Origin of the sequence: Streptomyces sp. RKAG290 (genome assembly GCF_023701695.1) — a bacterium.
Lineage (GTDB): Bacteria > Actinomycetota > Actinomycetes > Streptomycetales > Streptomycetaceae > Streptomyces.
Map to the genome: position 1 here is coordinate 5,524,746 of NZ_JAJOZC010000001.1, position 19,477 is coordinate 5,544,222.

A 19,477-nucleotide genomic window follows, 5' to 3' on the forward strand; every position below is an offset into this window, starting at 1 on the left:
CCGCGTTCAGCCGAGCGCGAGTCCCACCAGGGTCACCGTCGCCGCCGTCTCCGCCAGCGCCCCGAACACGTCGCCGGTGACCCCGCCGAAGCGCCGCACACAGTGGCGCAGCAGCAGCTGGGCCACCGCGAGAGCGGCCAGGGCGGCGAGGCCGTACCGCAGCGCCCCGTACCCGCCGAGCAGCGCCCCCGCGCCCACGCAGGCCGCCACCGTCACGAGCGCGACGGCTGCGGCGGCACCGGCCGGGACCGTCCCCGCCACCGCGGCGCCCAGCCCCTCCGGGCGGGCCGCCGGGACGCCGCTGCGGGAGGCCAGCGTGAGGGCGAGCCGGGCGACGAGCCCGGCCGCGACGGCCGCTGCCGCACCCTGCGCCCAGCTCTGCGCGTACAGCTGCTGGAGGACCGCCACCTGGGCCAGCAGCACGAACAGCAGGGTGATCACACCGAATGGGCCAATGTCCGACTGCTTCATGATCCGCAGCGCGTCGTCGGCCGGCTTCCCGCTGCCGAGGCCGTCGGCGGTGTCCGCCAGACCGTCGAGGTGCAGCCCCCTGGTCAGGGCGGCCGGCAGCGCCGCGGAGACGACCGCGGCGAGCAGCGACCCCGAGCCGAACAGCAGCAACAGGCTGCCGGACACCGCCGCGAGCACCCCCACGACCAGCCCGGCCAGCGGGGCGCAGAGCATCCCGGCCCGGGCCGCCTCGCGGTCCCAGCGGGTGACGCGGACGGGGAGCACGGTGAGGGTGCCGAAGGCGAAACGCATGCCGTGGCTGTTCAGGGAGGTCACGGCGCGCAGGCTAATCGGTGGGCGCGGCCGATAGATTGTCCAAAACCCCGCACATCAGGGCAGAAGCGGTTTATCGGGAGTGGGTGGCATGGGTCACTGGTTCGATCGGAACGTCATCGAGCCGGGGAAGCTGCCCCTGCTCCTGGCCTTGGCGTCCTTCGTGCTGACGTTCGCGATCACCCGGGTCATCACCCGGATGATCCGGGCCGGGAAGGGCCCGTTCGGCAACATCACTCCCGGCGGGGTCCACGTCCACCACGTGGTGCCCGGCGTGGTCCTGAGCGTCGTCGGCGGATTCGGCGCGGTGGCCAGCGGCAAGCACGGCTTCACGGCCGGGGCCTGCGCGGTGGTCTTCGGCATGGGCGCCGGGCTGGTGCTGGACGAGTTCGCCCTGATCCTGCACCTGGACGACGTGTACTGGACCGAACAGGGCCGCCAGAGCGTGGAGGTCGTGGTCCTCACCGCGGCCCTGGTGCTGCTCGTGCTCGGCGGGTTCTCCCCGCTCGGCGTGAACGACCTGAGCGACGACCAGCAGCAGAGCCGGCTCGGCGCCGTCCTCACCGTCGTCGTCAACTTCTGCTTCGTACTGATCGCCCTGTTCAAGGGCAAGGCGCGGATGGCGGTGGTCGGCACCCTGGTCCCGTTCGTCGCCCTGTTCGGCGCGGTCCGGCTGGCCCGGCCGACCTCGGTGTGGGCGAAGCGGTTCTACCGGAACCGGCACCGCGCCCGCTCCCGGTCGGTGCTGCGCGCCTACCACCACGACGTCCGCTGGGCCGGCCCCCGCCGCAGGTTTCAGGACTTGATCGGGGGCGCGCCGGACCGGGTCCCGGCTCCCACGCCCAAGCCCAAGCCCTGACCGCGGCGCAGCCGGCGCCGGTCCCGGTGGGACGAGACCGCGCAGAGCAGGAGGGCCGCCGCGATGGCCGCCAGATGCTCCTTGCCCGCCAGATTGTCCTTGACGGCCACCTCGGCCACCATCGCCACGATCACCAGCGCCCCGGTGAACCAGGCCCGGTGGACATGGCACAGGTAGACCGCCAGGGCGACCACCGCGGCCGAGGGGCCGGTGTCGACGACCTGGGCGTCGGAGGCGGGCAGCCCGAGGAACCCGTCGGGGCCGATCGCGACACCGATCCGCGCGTAGAGCGTCCCGGCCAGCGTCGCGACGTAGGCGATCATCAGCGTCCGCCACCGCCCCAGGCAGATCTCGGCGATCCCGAACACCAGCAGCAGCTGCGCCAGCGCGCCCCACACCGGCAGGTCCAGCGCGGGGACGAACAGCGACAGCGGGGTACGCAGCAGGGCCACCCACAGCGGGTCCTCGGCCCGCACCGAGCCGAGCGTCTGCACCGCCCCGAACCCCCAGGACCGGTTCTGCACCACCTGGAGCAGCGCCGTCAGGAGGACCGCGGCCAGGGTCATCGGGACGGCCCGCAGCCGGTCGGCGGCCAGTGCCGTGCGGACGGCCGTCCACAGCGGACCCCACTCCCGGCGGGCTGCCCGGCCCAGCGCCCGGACCCGTCTCATCCACGGGGCCCGAGGTGCGAGCGGTGCAGCCACTTGGGCAGACCGGGCGCCTCCAGGAATCCTTCGGCGCGCCCCGCGGCGATGCCGATGCGCAGCAGGTCCGAGCTCTTCTCGAAGAGCATGAAGCGCGGTTCCCAGATCGGCCGGTACTTGGCGTTGGCGCGGTAGAGCGATTCGATCTGCCACCAGCGCGAGAAGAAGCTGAGCAGCGACCGCCAGAGCCTGAGCACCGGCCCGGCACCGAGCCGCGACCCCCGTTCGAAGACCGAGCGGAACATCGCGAAGTTCAGCGAGACCTGGGTGACGCCGATCTCCTCGGCCCGTTGCAGGAGTTCGATGACCATGAACTCCATCAGGCCGTTCTCGGCGTCCCGGTCACGCCGCATCAGGTCCAGCGAGAGGCCGTTCGGGCCCCAGGGCACGAAGCTCAGAACGGCACGCAGCTCGCCGGGCCCCCCGTCCTCGCCGGGGCCGTGCCGGCGTCGCGGCATTCGAGCATCACGCACTGCCCGTCGGCCGGGTCGCCGAGCCGCCCCAGCGCCATCGAGAAGCCGCGCTCGGTCTCCCCGTCGCGCCAGTCGTCGGCCCGGCGCACCAGTTCGGCCATCTCGGCCTCGGGGATCTCCACGTGCCGGCGGACCGTCACGTCGTAACCGGCCCGCTTGACCCGGTTGTAGGCCTGGCGGACGGTCCGCATCGCCCGGCCCTCCAGGGTGAACTCGGCGGTCTCCACGATCGCTTCGTCCCCCAGCTCCAGCGCGTCGAGCCCGTGCCGGGCGTAGACGTTGCCGCCCTCCTCGCTCACCCCCATCACCGCCGGCGTCCAGCCGTGCTCGCGGGCCTCGGCCAGCCACGGGCCGATCGCCCCGGGCCAGGCCTCCGGGTCGCCGATCGGGTCACCGGAGGCCAGCGAGACCCCGCCGACCACCCGGTAGGTGACGGCGGCCTTCCCGGTGGGCGACCAGATGACGCTCTTCTCGCGGCGCAGCGCGAAGTAGCCGAGTGAGTCCCGCTCGCCGTGCCTGTCGAGCAGGGCGCGCAGCGCCTCCTCGTCCTGCGGGCTGATCGGGTCGACCGCCCGGCGGGCGCGGAAGGCCGCGTACACGACGGCGATCAGCAGCAGCGTGGAGAGGACGTTGATGGCGACGTTCACCCAGCCCGGCGTGGTGATGCCGGGGAACCGGGAGTCGTTCGCGGCCACCGAGACCAGGCGCAGCGCGCCGTAGCGCCAGCGGTCCAGGAACGTCGAACGGTAGTCGTCGTGCGCGGTGTTGGTGACCGTCACCAGGCCGGCGGCGATCAGCGAGGTGATCAGCAGCCCGGCGACCGCCACCAGCGCGGCCAGCTTGGGGTTGGACCGGTCGCCCTTCGCGTAGAACTCGCGCCGCCCGAGGGCGAGCGCGAGGACGAAGCAGGCGGTCAGGGCCAGCGAGATCCAGTTCTGCGGGTAGCGGCGGACCTCCGGGAAGCCGATCACTGCCGCGAAGAGCAGCAGCGTGAGCCCGCTCAGCACCATGTTGACGATCCACGCGGCCCGCTTGCGCCGCCGCATGGTCACCGCCAGGAAGAGCGCGACCACCCCGGAGGAGAAGCCTGCGGTGAGCAGGTAGGGCGTGAAGTAGTTCTCGGTGTTGTGGCGTCGCAGGTCCTGGCCGAAGGCGACCCAGACGGCGCTCAGGAAATTGACGAACGACACGATGCGCAGGTACCAGATGGCGAAGGCTGCGCCGCGTCGTGACCGGACGGTGCTCTGTGGCTGGACGGCGCCACGCCCGGATTCCGTGCTGGCCAATCGGACCTCTCCCATGAAAAGCGATCATATGGGGCATCGCGCTTCATCAGGGGCTGCTCCGCGGCCGGTTTCCGGCGACCGCGGTCCGATTCGTCAGCCGCTTCCCGTCAGGTTCCGACCGGGTCGCTTTCCGCGGCCCCTTCGTCGTCGGCCTTCTCGTCGTCGAGCCCGTCGTCGGGTTCGCCGGCGGGCTCGGCCCGCTCGGGCAGCTCCGCCGCCAGTGCGGCCGCGGCCTGAACGAACGGAAGTGCGAGCAGCGCCCCGCTGCCTTCCCCGACGATGACGCCGTGGTCCAGCAGCGGGTTGAGTGCCATCCGGTCCAGCGCCTTCGCCTGCGCCGGTTCACCGCTCAGCTGACCCGCCAGCCACCAGTCCGGCGCCCGGAAGGCCGCCCGCTGACCGACCAGCGCACAGGCCGCGGAGACCACCCCGTCCAGAATCACCGGCAGCCGGCGCACCGCGCACTGCAGCAGGAACCCGGTCATCGCCGCCAGGTCCGCACCGCCCACGGTGGCCAGCAGCTCCAACTGGTCGCCCAGGACCGGCCGGGCCCGGCGCAGCGAGTCCCGGACCGCCGCGCACTTGCGCATCCAGGCCAGGTCGTCGATGCCCGCACCGCCGCGCCCGGTGACCACGGAGGCGTCCGTGCCGCACAGGGCCGCGATCAGGGTGGCCGCGGCCGTCGTGCCGCCGACGCTCAGATCGCCGAGCACCACCAGGTCGGTGCCCGAGTCGGCCTCCTCGTCGGCGATCGCCATGCCGAGACGTACCGCCTGCTCGGCCTCCTCGGCCGTCAGCGCGTCCTCGATGTCGATCCGGCCGCTGCCCCGCCGCACCCGGGTCCGCACCACGGACTCCGGCAGCAGTCCGGGGTCGCAGTCCAGACCGGCGTCGACGATCCGCACCGGCACGGAGAACCGGCGGGCCAGCACGGCGAGCGGTGTCGCACCGTCCAGCGTGGCCCGTACCAGCTCGTGGGCGCTGCCGGCCGCACGGCCGGAGACGTCCAGCTCCGCCACCCCGTGGTCACCGGCGAACAGCACCACGCGTGGCTGCCCGATCGGCCTGACCGGGACGGCCTGCTGGGCGGCCGAGAGCCACTCGCCCAGCTCGTCGAGGCGGCCGAGGGCGCCCGGGGGCACGACGAAGCGCTCCCGGCGTTCCTCGGCATCGCGCCGTACACCCCCGTCGGGGCGTTCGATCAGGTCGGAGAAGTCGTCCAGATTCACGGGGATCTGCCTCGCGGGTCGATACGTGGTGTGGGCCCAGGAGCCCGGCGGCGGGCTCACTGCGGAACAGTACCTGTCGGCTTTTGCGCCCCCGGCCGGTGCGCCGCTCAGCCCCTGAACCGCAGTTGGGTCACCGCGGGCGTCAGCGTCCGCACGCCGGGGAGCAGGTTCTGGACGCGGATCAGCTCACCCATCGCACCCCGCCCCGCGGCAGGTGCAGCGCACGCACCTCGGCGACGCCCGGATGCGCGCTGCGCAGCTTGCGCCGCTCGCCCGGGTTCATCGCCCAGCGCATCGGCGGGATCGTCATGTCCCCGACCTTCGAGGTGCCCGCCCTCGTGCCCTTCGCGAGCGGACGGGACATCGAGTCCAGGACGAGCACCGAGCCCGGCAGCCGCTCGGCGCAGGCCGCGATGACCTTCCGCACCTCGGCGGGGCGCAGGTACATCAGCAGCCCCTGCGCCGTGACGACCACACCCCGGCCCGCGGGGTCCTCGATCTCGTCCAGCCAGGTGAGGTCCGTCGCCGATCCGGCCAGCGTCCGCAGCCGGTCCGAGGGCGGCAGGAGCGTCCGGCGCAGCGTGGCCACCTCGGGCAGCTCCACGCTCAGCCAGTTCAGCCGGCCGTTGTCGACCCGCCAGAACCCGGTCTCCAGCCCGTCGCCGAGTGCGACGACGGTGGCCTCCGGGCGGTCGGCGAGGTACGACTGCACGGCCAGGTCGAAGCAGCGCGACCGCAGCCCCTGCGCCTGCGAACTGAACGGGCCGGGCAGTCCGAACCGCTCCTCGAACGGGTAGTCCAGATTCGCCAGCAGTTCGAGCGCCACCGGGTCGTCCAGCACCGGATAGGGCCGGCCGGCCTCGTACGCCCGGTGGTACAACGTCCACAACAGGGTCTCCGGCACCCCGTCCAGCATCGGCCGTACACGCGCCATGTCCGCTCCTCGTCTCCTCGTTTCCGCTCCTCGCCGGCCGCTCAGCCGCGCAGCGTCAGCGCCTGCCCGGCCACCACCAGCAGCACCCGCTCGCACTCGTCGGCGACCGCGGCGTTCAGCCGGCCCAGCTCGTCCCTGAAGCGCCGCCCCGCAGCCGTCGCGGGCACCACACCGGAACCGGTCTCGTTGGTCACCGCGACGACGGTGCGGCGCGTCCCGCGGAAAGCGGCGACGAGTTCACCCGTGCGCTTCCGCAGCTTGCTCTCCCCACCGCCTGCCCACGCTCCGTCGTCCCAGGCGTCCACCCGGTCCATCGCGTCCGTCAGCCAGAGCGACAGGCAGTCGATCAGCAGCGGGGGGCCGTCCGAGGCCAGCAGCTCCACGAGTTCGCAGGTCTCCTCGGTCCGCCAGGCCGCCGGTCTGCGCTCCCGGTGCAGCCCGATCCGGGCCGCCCACTCCGTGTCGCCGTCCCGGCCGCCGCCGGTCGCCACGTACACGACCTCGGGGTACGTCTCCAGCCGCCGCTCGGCCTCGACCGACTTCCCGGACCGCGCGCCGCCGGTGATCAGGGTGCGCCGGGGCACGTCCGGTACGGCGTGGTACCCGCCCACGGCGAGCGTCGTGCCGTCCGGCACGGCCCGCACCCCGGCCGCGGCGAGCCGGCGGTCCAGCTCGGGACCCGGCATGGCGTCATGGTCCAGATGGACGGCGATCACCTCGGTGGCCGGCCCGACGGCCGCGACGGCCCGCAGCCGGGCCACCGCGTCGGGACGTCCCACGACGTCGGCGACCACCATGTCGTAGGGCTCGGCCACCCGGTCGGCGAGACCCGCCGGGGCGGCGCCCGGCGGCAGGTAGAGCAGCCGCTCGCCCTCCGGCGCCGTCACCTCGTACCCCGTGCCCGGCGAGTCCATCGGCACCGCCCGCACCCGGTGGCCGCTGATCAGCGTGAGCACCCGGCCGTCCGGGACCCGGCCCGCCGCAGGCAGGCCGGCGGGCAGTTCGACGGCGGGGCCGTCGTGCGGATGGGTGAGCAGCACCTGGCGTACGCCGGTGAGCGAATGTCCCGCGCGGGCTGCGGCGAACACCGCCCCGGGGGTCAGATCGAGCAGCAGCGCGTCGTCGATCAGCAGGGCGGTCGCGGCCCGGATGTGCACCCCGCGGGCGGTGGCGCAGGCGGCGCAGGGGCAGTCGGGCCGCGGCAGCCCGTCGGGGGCTCCGGTGCCGAGCAGAGTCAGTTCCACGATCCGATCCTCCCGCGTACCCGCACCCGGTGCGCGACGTGGGGGTGCGGGACGTGCGCGGACCCCTCCCGTGCTGGTCCCAAGCACTAGGCTGCTGACGGAGCAAAGTGACTCAGGAGGCGGACATGGCGTGGACGTGGCGGTTCGAGAAGTCCGACGGTACGGAGACGGAGCCGGCCCTGCAGCCGGAGGAATTCACGACGCAGGGTGACGCGGAGTCCTGGATCGGTGAGTACTGGAAGGAACTCCTCGACGGCGGGGCGGCCCAGGTGACGCTCTTCGACGACGCGACGAAGATCTACGGCCCGATGAGCCTCCAGGCCGAGCAGAGCTGACCCACCGGCCGCCGGGCGGACCCCTGAGGGCCCGCCCGGCGACCGCGCGGGACTCCGTACGCGGCGGTGAGCTCTGAGCTCGCGGTTCTGGGCTGTTCGGGCGCTCAGATCTCTCCGAGCGTGACTTCCGCGGTCTTCTTCGCATCGCCGCGCTGATACGTCACGGTGACCTTCTCGCCCGGCTTGTCCGAGGCCAGCGCCTCCGACAGGGACGTGATCGTGGTGACCGGCGTGTCATCGATCTTCGTGATGACGTCGCCGACCCGCAGCCCCGCCTTCTCCGCGGCACCGCCCTTGGGCACGCTGACCAGCGCGACACCGGCGGGCCGGTAGTTGTCGTCGACGACCGTGCGGCCGGTGACGTTCAAGGCGGCCCGGCCCGAGTCCGTGACCTTGCCGCTCTTGATGATCTGGTCGGCGACCGTCTTCACCATCGACGCGGGGATCGCGAATCCGATTCCCGGCGCCGCGCTGTCCCCCATCTGCGGGTCCGAGGCCGCCAGCGTCGGGATGCCGATGACCTCGCTGTCCAGGTTCACCAGCGCGCCGCCGCTGTTGCCCGGGTTGATCGCCGCCGAGGTCTGCACCATGTTCGCGATGGTCGCGCCCGTACCGCCGCCCGCGCTGCTCTCGCTGACGGTCCGGCCGAGCGCCGAGACGATGCCCTGGGTGACGCTGCTGGACAGCCCGAGCGGCGAACCCATCGCCAGGACGATCTGGCCCACCGCGACCTTCTCCGAGTTGCCGAATTTCGCCGGCCTCGTCCCCTCCGGGATGCTGTCGAGCTTGATGACGGCCAGGTCCTGGTCGGGATAGGCGGCGACCAGCGAGGCGCTCAGCACCTTCTCACCGGTCGCGGCGGTGACCTTGAAGGTCTTCTCCTCGCCGACGACGTGGGCGTTGGTGACGATGTGGCCCTTGGTGTCGTAGACGACGCCGGAGCCCAGGCTGTTCGACGCGTCGATCTGCACCACTGACGGAAGCACGTCCTTGATGACGGACTGGTAGTCGTCCTGCAGATCGCCGGTGGTCTTCGAGACCGGGCCCTGCTGGGCCGATCCGGCCTTGGTCGCGTCGGTCTTCGAGGAGTTCGCGTGCGAGTCGGCGCAGCCGCCGGCCAGCGCGATCGCACAGACACCCGCGGTCAGGGGCAGCAGCAGCCGACGCGCACGACGGCGGGGGCTAAAGGAATCCATGTCCGGATTATTACTTTTGGCGCCCGTGGCGGCCCGCTGAGCGCATCCGCCCGAGCACCAGCCCGCCCGGCTCGATCATCCCTGCCCAGCACCTTCGCGGCTGCCCGGCTTCTCGTGCCTGCCGGGCGACACTCTCAAGCCCGCCCGGCGATTGAGGGCAGTCCTCCAGCCCGTCCGGCGCTTCAGGACGAGGCGGCCCGGGGGCATGCGAGCCCGGCCTTGTCCGAGCCGAAGACGCTAGCCCCGCACTCCGCACAGATGCAGCAGCGCGGCCACCCGGCGATACGGATCCGTCCGCCCCGCCCGGTCCTCCGCCACCAGCACCCGCTCCAGCTCCGCCGCGGCCGGCAGCTCCACGTCGTTGCTCACGTTGTCCGTGAAGACCCGCACCCCGTACCAGGCGTGCAGCGGCGCAGCGATCCCGGCGAGCGTCGCGGTCAGGGCGTCGAGCCGGTCCGCGCGTACCGACCGGCCGAGCCGGTTGGTATAGCGCGCCGTGTCGAACGCGGCCAGCGCCGCGTCCCAGTCCCCGGCGGCCCCGGGCCGCATGGCCAGCGCGTCCGCGTTCCTCACGAGCAGCGACAGCAGCCCGCCCGGCGCGAGCATCCGGGCCAGGCCGGCCACCATGGCGTCGGGTTCCTGGACATACATCAGCACGCCGTGGCAGAGCACCACGTCGAAGCTGCCGGGCAGGAAGTGCACACCCGTGTCCTGGCCGTTGCCCTCGATGAACCGGACCCGCTCACGGATTCCGGCGGGCTCACCGCCGAGCGCCTCACGGGCGGTCCGCAGCATCTCGGCGTCGGACTCCAGCCCGGTGACCGTGTGACCGGCCCGGGCGAGCCGCAGAGCCTGAGTGCCCTGGCCCATGCCGACGTCCAGGATCCGCAGTCGCTGCCCCACCGGGAAGCGGCCGGCTATCTGCTCGTCGAGCTGCCTGGCGACCAGTTCCTGGCGAACGGTGTTGCGCAGTCCGCCGAGCCCCTTCAGCCACACCGACGAGGCCCCCGAGAATCCGGTGGCCGCATCACCAGGCGGGCCGGCGGTCGAACCGCCGGCCGAGCCGAAGAGATCCGTACTCAGGGCCGCTCTCCGCGCTTGACCTGCGGCTTCGGCAGCCGCAGCCGTCGCATCTGGAGCGTGCGCATCAGGCCGTAGGCGATCGCACCGCGCTTGGGCGTGTCGGGGAACCGCTCGTTCAGCTGCTTGCGCAGCCGGAACGTGAGCCCGATCGAGTCGACGACGATCAGCACGATGACACCGAGCCAGAGCAGCAGCGAGATGTTCTGGATGCCCTGCACCTGGATCACGCTGAGAACCAGGATGATCACGGCGAGCGGCAGGAAGAACTCGGCGATGCAGAAGCGGGAGTCCACGAAGTCGCGGACGAAGCGTCGCACCGGGCCCTTGTCGCGGGCCGGGAGATAGCGCTCGTCGCCACTGGCGAGCGCCTCACGCTGTTTGGCCATGTCCACGCGGCGCGCTTCGCGCTGGCGCTTCATGGCCTCCTTGCGGTCGGTCGGCGCACCACTGGAGGCACGACGGCGCTGCGACTGGGCATCGCTGCGCTTGGGGGTGGGGCGACCCTTGGGAGACTGCGGGTCGCGGGGCGTCTTGGAGAGGTCCGCCGTCACCTTGCCGGTGGGGGCCTTCTCTTCCTTGGAGCGGCTACGGAACACAAGGCCCAAGGGTACGGGGTAGATCGCGACGACCCCAGGCCGGCCGGGAACGATCCGGCAACGGCCTGCGTCTCCAGCAGGGTGCGAGCGGGACGATACGGGCGTTGCCACCGGTTTCCCTGACCTTCACCTACTCCCTGGGCGGGAGCGGGGAGCGGTGGCAGTCGTCCTTGGGGAGGAGCACATCCTTGCTCGAACAGTGCGGTAATAGAGACAGGGCCCGTACTGTGGGTTCTGTTGGAGTGCTGGAGCCCAGTTAAGTCAGAAGGGGGCGCGCGAGGCCCATGAGCGGTGTCATGAAGCGTATGGGGATGATCTTCCGCGCGAAGGCAAACAAGGCCCTTGACCGGGCCGAGGATCCGCGCGAGACCCTCGATTACTCGTACCAGAAGCAGCTGGAGCTGCTTCAGAAGGTGCGCCGCGGCGTCGCCGATGTGGCGACCTCGCGCAAGCGTCTGGAGCTGCAGCTGAACCAGCTGCAGGGCCAGACCTCCAAGCTGGAGGACCAGGGCCGCAAGGCACTCGCGCTCGGTCGCGAGGACCTGGCCCGCGAGGCGCTGTCGCGCCGCGCCGCCCTCCAGCAGCAGGTGACCGACCTGGAGACGCAGCACACCACGCTGCAGGGTGAGGAGGAGAAACTCACTCTCGCGGCCCAGCGGCTGCAGGCCAAGGTCGACGCCTTCCGTACCAAGAAGGAGACGATCAAGGCCACCTACACAGCGGCTCAGGCGCAGACCCGGATCGGAGAGGCCTTCTCCGGCATCTCCGAGGAGATGGGCGACGTCGGGCTGGCGATCCAGCGGGCCGAGGACAAGACCCAGCAGCTGCAGGCGCGCGCCGGCGCGATCGACGAGCTGCTCGCCTCCGGCGCGCTGGACGACCCGACCGGCACGGCGAAGGACGACCTCACCGCCGAGCTGGACCGGATCTCCGGTGGTACGGATGTGGAGCTGGAGCTGCAGCGCATGAAGGCCGAACTGGCCGGCGGCTCCTCCTCGAAGCAGGCCATCGAGGGCGGCCCGCAGGATGCCACCCAGCAGCAGTCCCAGTCCCCGCACAAGTTCGACAAGAATTAAGGCAGCGTCATGATCGTACGGATCATGGGGGAGGGCCAGGCAGTCCTGGCCGACAGCCATCTCGCCGAGCTCAACCAGCTCGACAACGAACTGCTCGCCGAAATGGAGAGCGGCGACGGCCCCGGCTTCCGCTCGACTCTCCACGCGCTCCTCGCCAGGGTGCGCGAACTCGGCACACCCCTGCCGGACGACTCCCTGGAGCCGTCCGAGCTGATCCTGCCGTCGCCCGACGCGACCCTCGAAGAGGTGCGCGCCATGCTCCGCGACGACGGCCTGATTCCCGGCTGACAACCGGCAGCTCCAGCACCCGCACCCACGGTGCCCCGCGTCCGGTCCGCCGGACGCGGGGCACCGTTGCGTGGGCCTACGGCGCGGTGCTCCGCCCCGCCGGCAAGGGGTCCCTCGCCGTCACCCGTACCGGTTCCCGCGCGACACGCCGTAACGTAGCTTGACGTGACCACCCTCGGAACCGGGGTTCTGCGCGTCCGGCACTGGCTGCGCGACCATCCCCTCGCGCTGGACGGCGCGGTCGCCGTGGCCGTGCTCGTGTCCATGATCATCGGATCGTTCGCCGATCCGAACGCGCACCACGGGCCCACCTTCGGCACCCGCACCCCCGCGGCGAGCAGCCTGGTACTGATGGCTCTGAGCGCCCTCGCGCTGGTCTGGCGCCGCCGCAAGCCGATGGCCGTGCTCGCCGCCACCGGCGGTCTGACGGTCGTCGAGCTGGTCCTGGTGGACCCCCCGGCCCCCGTGGTGATGAGCGCGGTCATCGCGCTGTTCACCGTCGCCGCCCGCACCGACCGGCCGACCACCTGGCGGGTCGGCCTGCTCACGATGGCCGCGCTCACCGCGGCCGCGATGCTCTTCGGATCGGCGCCCTGGTACAGCCAGGAGAATCTCGGCGTCTTCGCCTGGACCGGGATGGCCGGGGCCGCGGGTGACGCGGTCCGCTCCCGGCGGGCGTTCGTCGACGCGATCAGGGAGCGCGCCGAACGCGCCGAGCGGACCCGTGAGGAGGAGGCCCGGCGAAGGGTGGCCGAGGAGCGGCTGCGGATCGCCCGCGATCTGCACGATGTCGTCGCCCACCACATCGCCCTGGTCAACGTGCAGGCCGGGGTCGCGGCCCACGTCATGGACAAGCGCCCCGACCAGGCCAAGGAGGCGCTCGCCCACGTCCGGGAGGCGAGCCGCTCCGCACTCAACGAACTGCGGGCCACCGTCGGACTGCTGCGCCAGTCCGGCGATCCGGAGGCGCCGACGGAACCGGCCCCCGGCCTCGCGGTCCTGGACGCGCTCGTGGAGACGGTCCGCCGGGCCGGGCTGCCCGTCGAAGTGGCCTGCGCGGCCGGCGAGAGCCCGCTGCCCGCAGCCGTGGACCTGGCCGCCTACCGGGTGATCCAGGAGGCGCTGACCAACGTGCGCAAGCACGGGGGACCCGGCGCGAAGGCCGAGGTGAGTGTCGTACGGGTCGGGCCCACGGCCGAGGTCATGGTGCTCGACAACGGCCGCGGGGACCCGGGGGGCGAGGGCGCCGGCGGCGGCCACGGGCTGCTCGGCATGCGCGAACGGGTCACCGCCCTGGGCGGCACCCTGACCGCCGGCCCCCGCTACGGGGGCGGATTCCGCGTCCATGCGATCCTGCCCGTCATGGCCCGTCCGCAGCAGCCGGAGCAGCCGGGCGCGGCGGGCCGGACGGGGGAGAGCGCATGACACCGGCCATCAAGGTCCTGCTCGCCGACGACCAGGCGCTGCTGCGCAGCGCGTTCCGGGTGCTGGTCGACTCGGAGCCCGACATGCAGGTGGTCGGCGAGGCGGCGGACGGCGCGCAGGCGGTGGAGCTGGCCCGCTCGACGCGCGCCGACGTGGTGCTGATGGACATCAGGATGCCCGGCACGGACGGGCTCACCGCGACCCGGATGATCAGCGCCGATCCGGAACTCGCGGACGTGCACGTGGTCATGCTCACCACCTTCGAGGTGGACGAGTACGTGGTGCAGTCGCTGCGGGCCGGCGCCTCGGGCTTCCTCGGCAAGGGCGCGGAACCGGACGAACTCCTCAACGCCATCCGTGTCGCAGCCGGCGGCGAGGCGCTGCTCTCACCGGCCGCGACCAAGGGGCTGATCGCCACGTTTTTGGCGCAGGGCGGGAGTTGGGACGGCGAGGGGCCGGGGGCCGCGGAGTACTCCGAGCGCCTCGCGGCCCTCACCACGCGGGAGCGCGAGGTGCTGGTCCTGGTCGCCGGCGGACTCTCCAACGACGAGATCGCCGAGCGCCTGGTCGTCAGCCCGCTCACCGTCAAGACCCATGTGAACCGGGCGATGGCGAAGCTGGGCGCCCGCGACCGGGCCCAATTGGTGGTAATCGCCTACGAATCGGGCCTTGTCCGCCCCAGGGTGGAGTGAGGGTGCAGCCGCGGCGTACTCCAGCTGCGGTATGCGCGAGATAAGAAAGCGACCTGGGACCGACGCTTTCGGCCCGGCGGGTGGGAGATCGTATAGGGGCCGGGCGGGGTCTGTCCCCGAGTTACCCGCCCGTCTGCCGCGTAAGCCACAGAAGAGAGACCTCACCCATGTCCTGGCTGTCCAGATTCAGCCTCGCGCAAAGGGCCCTGATCGGGCTGATCTCGATCGTCGCGCTCGTCTTCGGAGCGATTGCGATCCCGCAGCTCAAGCAGCAACTGCTGCCCACCATCGAACTCCCGATGGTGTCGGTGCTCGCCCCCTATCAGGGCGCGTCCCCCGATGTGGTCGAGAAGCAGGTCGTCGAACCGCTCGAGAATTCGATCAAGTCCGTCGACGGCGTCACCGGAATCACCTCGACCGCCAGCGAGGGCAACGCCGTCATCATGGCGTCCTTCGACTTCGGCGACGAGGGCACCAAGCAGCTCGTCGCGGACATCCAGCAGGCGGTGAACCGCGCCCGCATCCAGCTGCCCGACGATGTGGACCCGCAGGTCATCGCAGGCTCGACGGACGACATCCCGACCGTCGTCCTCGCCGTCACGTCCGGCAAGGACCAGCAGGCCCTGGCCGACCAGCTGGACCGTACCGTCGTCCCCGCACTGGAGGACATCGACGGCGTCGGCCAGGTGACCGTCGACGGTGTGCAGGACCTCCAGGTCTCCATCACCCCCGACGACAAGAAGCTCGCAGCCGCCGGACTGAACGCGGCCTCGCTCTCCCAGGCGCTCCAGTCGGGCGGCGCGACCGTCCCGGCCGGCTCCTTCTCCGAGGCGGGCAAGAGCCGTACCGTCCAGGTCGGCGGCGCCTTCACCTCGCTGAAGCAGATCGAGGACCTGCGGGTCTCCGGCCAGAACCCGGCGACGGGCAAGACCGGCAAGCCGGTCCGGGTCGGTGACATCGCCACGGTGAAGCAGGAGCCGTCCACCGCGGTCTCCATCACCCGTACGAACGGCCGGCCGAGCCTCGCCGTCGCGGCGACGATGGACAAGGACGGCAGCGCCGTCGCCATCTCGGACGCGGTCAAGGACAAGCTCCCGGACCTGCGCAAGGACCTCGGCACCGACGCACAGCTGACCGTCGTCTCCGACCAGGGACCCGCTGTCTCCAAGGCGATCTCGGGTCTGACCACCGAGGGCGCGCTCGGACTGCTCTTCGCGGTCATCGTGATCCTGCTCTTCCTGGCCTCGCTCCGCTCGACCCTGGTCACCGCGGTCTCCATCCCGCTCTCCGTGGTCCTCGCGCTGATCGTGCTCTGGACCCGGGACCTGTCGCTCAACATGCTCACCCTGGGCGCGCTGACCATCGCGATCGGCCGGGTCGTCGACGACTCGATCGTCGTGCTGGAGAACATCAAGCGCCACCTCAGCTACGGCGAGGAGCGCCAGCCCGCGATCCTTGCCGCGGTGAAGGAAGTGGCCGGCGCGGTCACCTCCTCGACCCTCACCACGGTCGCCGTCTTCCTGCCGATCGGTCTGGTCGGCGGCATGGTCGGCGAGCTCTTCGGTTCGTTCTCGCTGACCGTCACCGCGGCCCTGCTGGCATCCCTGCTGGTCTCGCTGACCGTCGTCCCCGTCCTGTCGTACTGGTTCCTGCGCGCCCCCAAGGGCAGCGCCGAGAACCCGGACGAGGCCCGCCGCAAGGCCGAGGAGAAGGAAGCCCGCAGCCGGCTCCAGCGGCTGTACGTCCCGGTGCTGCGCTTCGCGACCCGGCGCCGCATCACCAGCGTCGTCATCGCCGTCGCGGTGCTCTTCGGCACCTTCGGCATGGTGCCGCTGCTGAAGACCAACTTCTTCGACCAGGGCGAGCAGGAAGTCCTGTCCATCAAGCAGGAACTGACCCCGGGCACCAGCCTGACGGCCGCCGACGAGGCGGCCAAGAAGGTCGAGAAGCTCCTCGCGGGCGACGAGGGCGTCAAGGACTACCAGGTCACCGTCGGCTCGTCCGGCTTCATGGCGGCCTTCGGCGGCGGCACGGGAGCCAACCAGGCCTCCTACCAGGTCACCCTGAAGGACTCGGCCGACTTCGACGCCACCCAGAAGCGCATCGACGAGGCGCTGGGCAAGCTCGACGGCATCGGTGACACCACCATCGCCGCGGGCGACGGCTTCGGCAGCCAGGACCTGAGCGTCGTGGTCAAGTCCGCCGACGCGGACACCCTGAAGAAGGCGTCCGAAGAGGTACGGGCCGAGGTGGCCGAGCTCAAGGACGTCACCGACGTGCAGAGCGACCTGGCACAGAGCATCCCGCGGATCTCGGTCAAGGCCAACGCCAAGGCCGCCGACGCCGGCTTCACCCAGGCCACCCTGGGCGCGGCCGTCGCCGGTGCGGTGCGGGGCACCCCGTCCGGCAAGGCGATCATGGACGACACCGAGCGTGACGTCGTCATCAGGGCCGCCCACCCGGCCACCACGATGGCCGAGCTCAAGAACCTCCCGCTCGGGCGGGTCAAGCTCGGCTCCATCGCCGACGTGAAGCTGGTCCCCGGACCGGTTTCCATGACGAGGATCGACGGCCAGCGCGCCGCGACGATCTCCGCCAAGCCCACCGGTGACAACACCGGCGCGGTCAGCGCCTCGCTGCAGTCCAAGATCGACGCCCTGGACCTCCCGGACGGCGCCACCGCCACCATCGGCGGTGTCTCCCAGGACCAGGACGACGCGTTCATGAAGCTCGGCCTGGCCATGCTGGCGGCCATCGCGATCGTCTTCATGCTGCTGGTCGCGACCTTCCGGTCGCTCATCCAGCCGCTGATCCTGCTGGTCTCCATCCCGTTCGCGGCGACCGGAGCGATCGGTCTGCTCCTCATCACCGGTACCCCGATGGGTGTTCCCGCGATGATCGGCATGCTGATGCTGATCGGCATCGTGGTGACCAACGCGATCGTGCTGATCGACCTGATCAACCAGTACCGCGCCCAGGGCATGGGCGTCGTCGAGGCGGTCGTCGAGGGCGGCCGTCACCGGCTCCGCCCGATCCTGATGACGGCCCTGGCGACGATCTTCGCCCTTCTCCCGATGGCGCTCGGCGTCACCGGTGAGGGCGGCTTCATCTCGCAGCCGCTGGCCGTCGTGGTCATCGGCGGTCTGGTCACCTCGACGCTGCTGACGCTGCTCCTGGTGCCGACGCTGTACTCGATGGTGGAGCTCCGCAAGGAGCGCCGCGCGAAGAAGAAGGCGGCGAAGCGCGCCAAGAAGGCCGGCGTGCCGGTCCCGGCCGAGTCGGAGGAGACCTCCTCCGAGGAACCGGAGCCCGCGAAGGCCTGACCCGTCATACGCAAGGCCCCGGCACCGAGGTTCGGTGCCGGGGCCTTCTGCGTGTCCGTCCTCCAGCCCCTGTGGCGGGGGCGGGGCGGCGTCCCGGGCGGAGCTCCGCCCGAAGCCCTACGGGAGCGCCAGCATCCGCTCCAGCGCCAGCTTGGCGTACTTCTCGGTCTCCGGGTCGACCTCGATCCGGTTCACGAGGTTGCCCTCGGCCAGCGACTCCAGCGTCCACACCAGGTGCGGCAGGTCGATCCGGTTCATCGTCGAGCAGAAGCAGACCGTCTTGTCGAGGAAGACGATCTCCTTGTCCTCCGCGGCGAAACGGTTGGCCAGGCGGCGCACCAGGTTGAGCTCGGTGCCGATCGCCCACTTCGAGCCGGCCGGAGCCGCCTCCAGGGCCTTGATGATGTACTCCGTCGAGCCGACGTAGTCCGCGGCCGCGACGACCTCGTGCTTGCACTCCGGGTGCACGAGGACGTTGACGCCGGGTATGCGCGCCCGTACGTCGTTGACGGACTCCACCGAGAAGCGCCCGTGCACCGAGCAGTGCCCGCGCCACAGGATCATCTTCGCGTTGCGCAGCTCCTCGGCGGTGAGGCCGCCGTTGGGCTTGTGCGGGTTGTAGAGGACGCAGTCCTCCAGGGTCATCCCCATGTCCCGTACGGCCGTGTTGCGGCCCAGGTGCTGGTCGGGGAGGAACAGCACCTTGACTGCCGAGGGCTCCCCCTGATCGAAGGCCCACTCCAGGGCCCGCTTCGCGTTCGACGAGGTGCAGATCGTGCCGCCGTGCCGGCCGGTGAAGGCCTTGATGTCGGCGGAGGAGTTCATGTACGAGACGGGCACGACCTGCTCGGCGACACCGGCCTCGGTCAGCACGTCCCAGCACTCGGCGACCTGCTCGGCGGTGGCCATGTCGGCCATCGAGCAGCCCGCCGCCAGGTCCGGCAGCACGACCTTCTGGTCGTCGGTGGTCAGGATGTCCGCGGACTCGGCCATGAAGTGCACGCCGCAGAAGACGATGTACTCGGCCTCCGGACGCGCCGCGGCGTCCCGCGCCAGCTTGAACGAGTCGCCGGTCACGTCCGCGAACTGGATGACCTCGTCGCGCTGGTAGTGGTGCCCGAGGACGAAGACCTTCTCCCCCAGCTTCGCCTTGGCCGCGCGGGCGCGTTCCACCAGGTCCGGGTCGGACGGGGAGGGCAGGTCGCCGGGGCATTCGACGCCGCGCTCGCTCCTGGGGTCGGCGTCGCGGCCGAGCAGGAGCAGCGCGAGGGGCGACGGCTGTACGTCGAGTTCCTGGACGGGGTGGGCCGTGGTCACGTCACGCACCCTTTCTTCTCTGCGAGGAGCCTTTTCGTCTAATTGACGTTATCTATCATAACCGCTTCACGTCAGTTTGACGATGCCGATAGCGTCAATGTGACGCACCCGCCCGCGCCGCCGGTGTGCGAGCATGAATGGAACAGGCAAGCGCGCGGTCCGGAATGAATCCGCGGTTCCGGCGGTTGCAACGTCGGCAAGCAGACTCCGTACAACCCGGGAGAGAAGCAGATGTCCGTATCGGACGAGACCACCACCGTGAGCGACGGCATCCTCCTGTCCGACGCCGCCGCAGCCAAGGTCAAGGGCCTGCTGGAGCAGGAAGGCCGCGACGACCTGGCGCTGCGCGTCGCCGTCCAGCCCGGCGGCTGCTCGGGCCTGCGCTACCAGCTCTTCTTCGACGAGCGTTCGCTGGACGGCGATGTCGTGAAGGACTTCGGCGGCGTCAAGGTCGTCACCGACCGGATGAGCGCCCCGTACCTGGGCGGCGCCTCCGTCGACTTCGTCGACACCATCGAGAAGCAGGGCTTCACGATCGACAACCCGAACGCGACGGGCTCCTGCGCCTGCGGTGACTCCTTCAGCTAACCCCGAAGGCAGTATGCGAATCGGCGGCGGCCCCGGGATCATTTCC

The 19,477-nt window shown here is 71.3% G+C and carries 17 protein-coding genes and 1 pseudogene; 8 read left to right on the top strand and 10 right to left on the bottom strand.

The window, feature by feature from the left end:
- Positions 1 to 6: 6 nt before the first annotated feature.
- A complete protein-coding gene (locus LNW71_RS24340) occupies positions 7 to 786 on the bottom strand; it encodes an adenosylcobinamide-GDP ribazoletransferase (RefSeq protein WP_250970179.1) in 780 nt (259 codons plus the stop codon).
- Positions 787 to 874: 88 nt separating this feature from the next.
- Between LNW71_RS24340 and LNW71_RS24345 the strand changes: the two genes are divergently transcribed.
- Positions 875 to 1,642, top strand: coding sequence for a hypothetical protein (locus tag LNW71_RS24345; RefSeq protein ID WP_250970180.1), 768 nt, complete (start codon positions 875 to 877; stop codon positions 1,640 to 1,642).
- On the opposite strand, the gene LNW71_RS24350 is transcribed toward LNW71_RS24345, so the two are convergent.
- From LNW71_RS24350 to LNW71_RS24370, 5 genes and pseudogenes are all read right to left on the bottom strand, one after another.
- Positions 1,579 to 2,313 carry a hypothetical protein gene (locus LNW71_RS24350; RefSeq protein WP_250970181.1) on the bottom strand — a complete coding sequence of 245 codons (735 nt, stop codon included), beginning with the start codon at positions 2,311 to 2,313 and terminating at the stop codon, positions 1,579 to 1,581. The genes LNW71_RS24345 and LNW71_RS24350 overlap by 64 nt on opposite strands.
- A pseudogene (locus tag LNW71_RS24355) lies at positions 2,310 to 4,120 on the bottom strand (phosphatidylglycerol lysyltransferase domain-containing protein). Before LNW71_RS24355 ends, LNW71_RS24350 begins: the two are co-directional and overlap by 4 nt.
- A gap of 92 nt (positions 4,121 to 4,212) precedes the next feature.
- Positions 4,213 to 5,334 carry a nicotinate-nucleotide--dimethylbenzimidazole phosphoribosyltransferase gene (cobT, locus tag LNW71_RS24360; protein ID WP_250970182.1) on the bottom strand — a complete coding sequence of 374 codons (1,122 nt, stop codon included), beginning with the start codon at positions 5,332 to 5,334 and terminating at the stop codon, positions 4,213 to 4,215.
- Positions 5,335 to 5,515: 181 nt separating this feature from the next.
- Positions 5,516 to 6,268, bottom strand: coding sequence for a class I SAM-dependent methyltransferase (locus tag LNW71_RS24365; protein ID WP_250970183.1), 753 nt, complete (start codon positions 6,266 to 6,268; stop codon positions 5,516 to 5,518).
- Positions 6,269 to 6,309: 41 nt separating this feature from the next.
- Positions 6,310 to 7,512: a bifunctional adenosylcobinamide kinase/adenosylcobinamide-phosphate guanylyltransferase gene (locus LNW71_RS24370; protein WP_250970184.1), complete on the bottom strand. Its 1,203-nt coding sequence runs from the start codon at positions 7,510 to 7,512 to the stop codon at positions 6,310 to 6,312.
- A 125-nt stretch (positions 7,513 to 7,637) separates the two neighbouring features.
- On the opposite strand from LNW71_RS24370, the gene LNW71_RS24375 reads away from it, so the two are divergent.
- On the top strand, positions 7,638 to 7,847 hold the full coding sequence (locus tag LNW71_RS24375) for a hypothetical protein (protein ID WP_123471458.1): 210 nt from the start codon (positions 7,638 to 7,640) through the stop codon (positions 7,845 to 7,847).
- A gap of 104 nt (positions 7,848 to 7,951) precedes the next feature.
- Here the strand turns inward: LNW71_RS24375 and LNW71_RS24380 are convergent, their stop codons facing one another.
- The 3 genes from LNW71_RS24380 to LNW71_RS24390 form a co-directional block, all read right to left on the bottom strand.
- Complete coding sequence (locus LNW71_RS24380) at positions 7,952 to 9,043, bottom strand: S1C family serine protease (RefSeq protein WP_250970185.1); 1,092 nt, start codon at positions 9,041 to 9,043, stop codon at positions 7,952 to 7,954.
- Positions 9,044 to 9,280: 237 nt separating this feature from the next.
- On the bottom strand, positions 9,281 to 10,039 hold the full coding sequence (locus tag LNW71_RS24385; RefSeq protein WP_374119444.1) for a class I SAM-dependent methyltransferase: 759 nt from the start codon (positions 10,037 to 10,039) through the stop codon (positions 9,281 to 9,283).
- A gap of 83 nt (positions 10,040 to 10,122) precedes the next feature.
- The gene (locus LNW71_RS24390; protein ID WP_250970186.1) at positions 10,123 to 10,722 is read right to left on the bottom strand and encodes a DUF3043 domain-containing protein; all 600 of its coding nucleotides are present in this window, start codon (positions 10,720 to 10,722) and stop codon (positions 10,123 to 10,125) included.
- Between the two features lie 296 nt (positions 10,723 to 11,018).
- On the opposite strand from LNW71_RS24390, the gene LNW71_RS24395 reads away from it, so the two are divergent.
- The 5 genes from LNW71_RS24395 to LNW71_RS24415 all read left to right on the top strand — a co-directional run bounded on the left by LNW71_RS24395 (position 11,019) and on the right by LNW71_RS24415 (position 17,526).
- Positions 11,019 to 11,798: a PspA/IM30 family protein gene (locus LNW71_RS24395; protein WP_250970187.1), complete on the top strand. Its 780-nt coding sequence runs from the start codon at positions 11,019 to 11,021 to the stop codon at positions 11,796 to 11,798.
- Positions 11,799 to 11,807: 9 nt separating this feature from the next.
- A complete protein-coding gene (locus LNW71_RS24400; protein WP_250970188.1) occupies positions 11,808 to 12,086 on the top strand; it encodes a hypothetical protein in 279 nt (92 codons plus the stop codon).
- Between the two features lie 165 nt (positions 12,087 to 12,251).
- Positions 12,252 to 13,511: a histidine kinase gene (locus LNW71_RS24405; RefSeq protein WP_250970189.1), complete on the top strand. Its 1,260-nt coding sequence runs from the start codon at positions 12,252 to 12,254 to the stop codon at positions 13,509 to 13,511.
- Complete coding sequence (locus LNW71_RS24410; protein WP_250970190.1) at positions 13,508 to 14,203, top strand: response regulator transcription factor; 696 nt, start codon at positions 13,508 to 13,510, stop codon at positions 14,201 to 14,203. The genes LNW71_RS24405 and LNW71_RS24410 overlap by 4 nt, the downstream gene beginning before the upstream one ends.
- A gap of 167 nt (positions 14,204 to 14,370) precedes the next feature.
- Entirely contained in the window at positions 14,371 to 17,526 is a 3,156-nt protein-coding gene (locus LNW71_RS24415; RefSeq protein WP_250970191.1) for an efflux RND transporter permease subunit, read from the top strand.
- Between the two features lie 117 nt (positions 17,527 to 17,643).
- On the opposite strand, the gene nadA is transcribed toward LNW71_RS24415, so the two are convergent.
- A complete protein-coding gene (gene nadA, locus LNW71_RS24420; RefSeq protein ID WP_250970192.1) occupies positions 17,644 to 18,852 on the bottom strand; it encodes a quinolinate synthase NadA in 1,209 nt (402 codons plus the stop codon).
- Positions 18,853 to 19,074: 222 nt separating this feature from the next.
- Between nadA and LNW71_RS24425 the strand changes: the two genes are divergently transcribed.
- On the top strand, positions 19,075 to 19,431 hold the full coding sequence (locus LNW71_RS24425) for an iron-sulfur cluster assembly accessory protein (protein WP_024488899.1): 357 nt from the start codon (positions 19,075 to 19,077) through the stop codon (positions 19,429 to 19,431).
- The last annotated feature ends 46 nt before the right edge of the window (positions 19,432 to 19,477 follow it).

Coding starts and splice junctions, on each gene's coding strand:
- LNW71_RS24400 (WP_250970188.1), top strand. CDS start 11,808: ATGATCGTACGGATCATGGGGGAGGGCCAGGCAGTCCTGGCCGACAGC.
- LNW71_RS24415 (WP_250970191.1), top strand. CDS start 14,371: ATGTCCTGGCTGTCCAGATTCAGCCTCGCGCAAAGGGCCCTGATCGGG.
- LNW71_RS24410 (WP_250970190.1), top strand. CDS start 13,508: ATGACACCGGCCATCAAGGTCCTGCTCGCCGACGACCAGGCGCTGCTG.
- LNW71_RS24345 (WP_250970180.1), top strand. CDS start 875: ATGGGTCACTGGTTCGATCGGAACGTCATCGAGCCGGGGAAGCTGCCC.
- LNW71_RS24375 (WP_123471458.1), top strand. CDS start 7,638: ATGGCGTGGACGTGGCGGTTCGAGAAGTCCGACGGTACGGAGACGGAG.
- LNW71_RS24395 (WP_250970187.1), top strand. CDS start 11,019: ATGAAGCGTATGGGGATGATCTTCCGCGCGAAGGCAAACAAGGCCCTT.
- LNW71_RS24365 (WP_250970183.1), bottom strand. CDS start 6,268: ATGGCGCGTGTACGGCCGATGCTGGACGGGGTGCCGGAGACCCTGTTG.
- LNW71_RS24380 (WP_250970185.1), bottom strand. CDS start 9,043: ATGGATTCCTTTAGCCCCCGCCGTCGTGCGCGTCGGCTGCTGCTGCCC.
- LNW71_RS24425 (WP_024488899.1), top strand. CDS start 19,075: ATGTCCGTATCGGACGAGACCACCACCGTGAGCGACGGCATCCTCCTG.
- LNW71_RS24350 (WP_250970181.1), bottom strand. CDS start 2,313: ATGAGACGGGTCCGGGCGCTGGGCCGGGCAGCCCGCCGGGAGTGGGGT.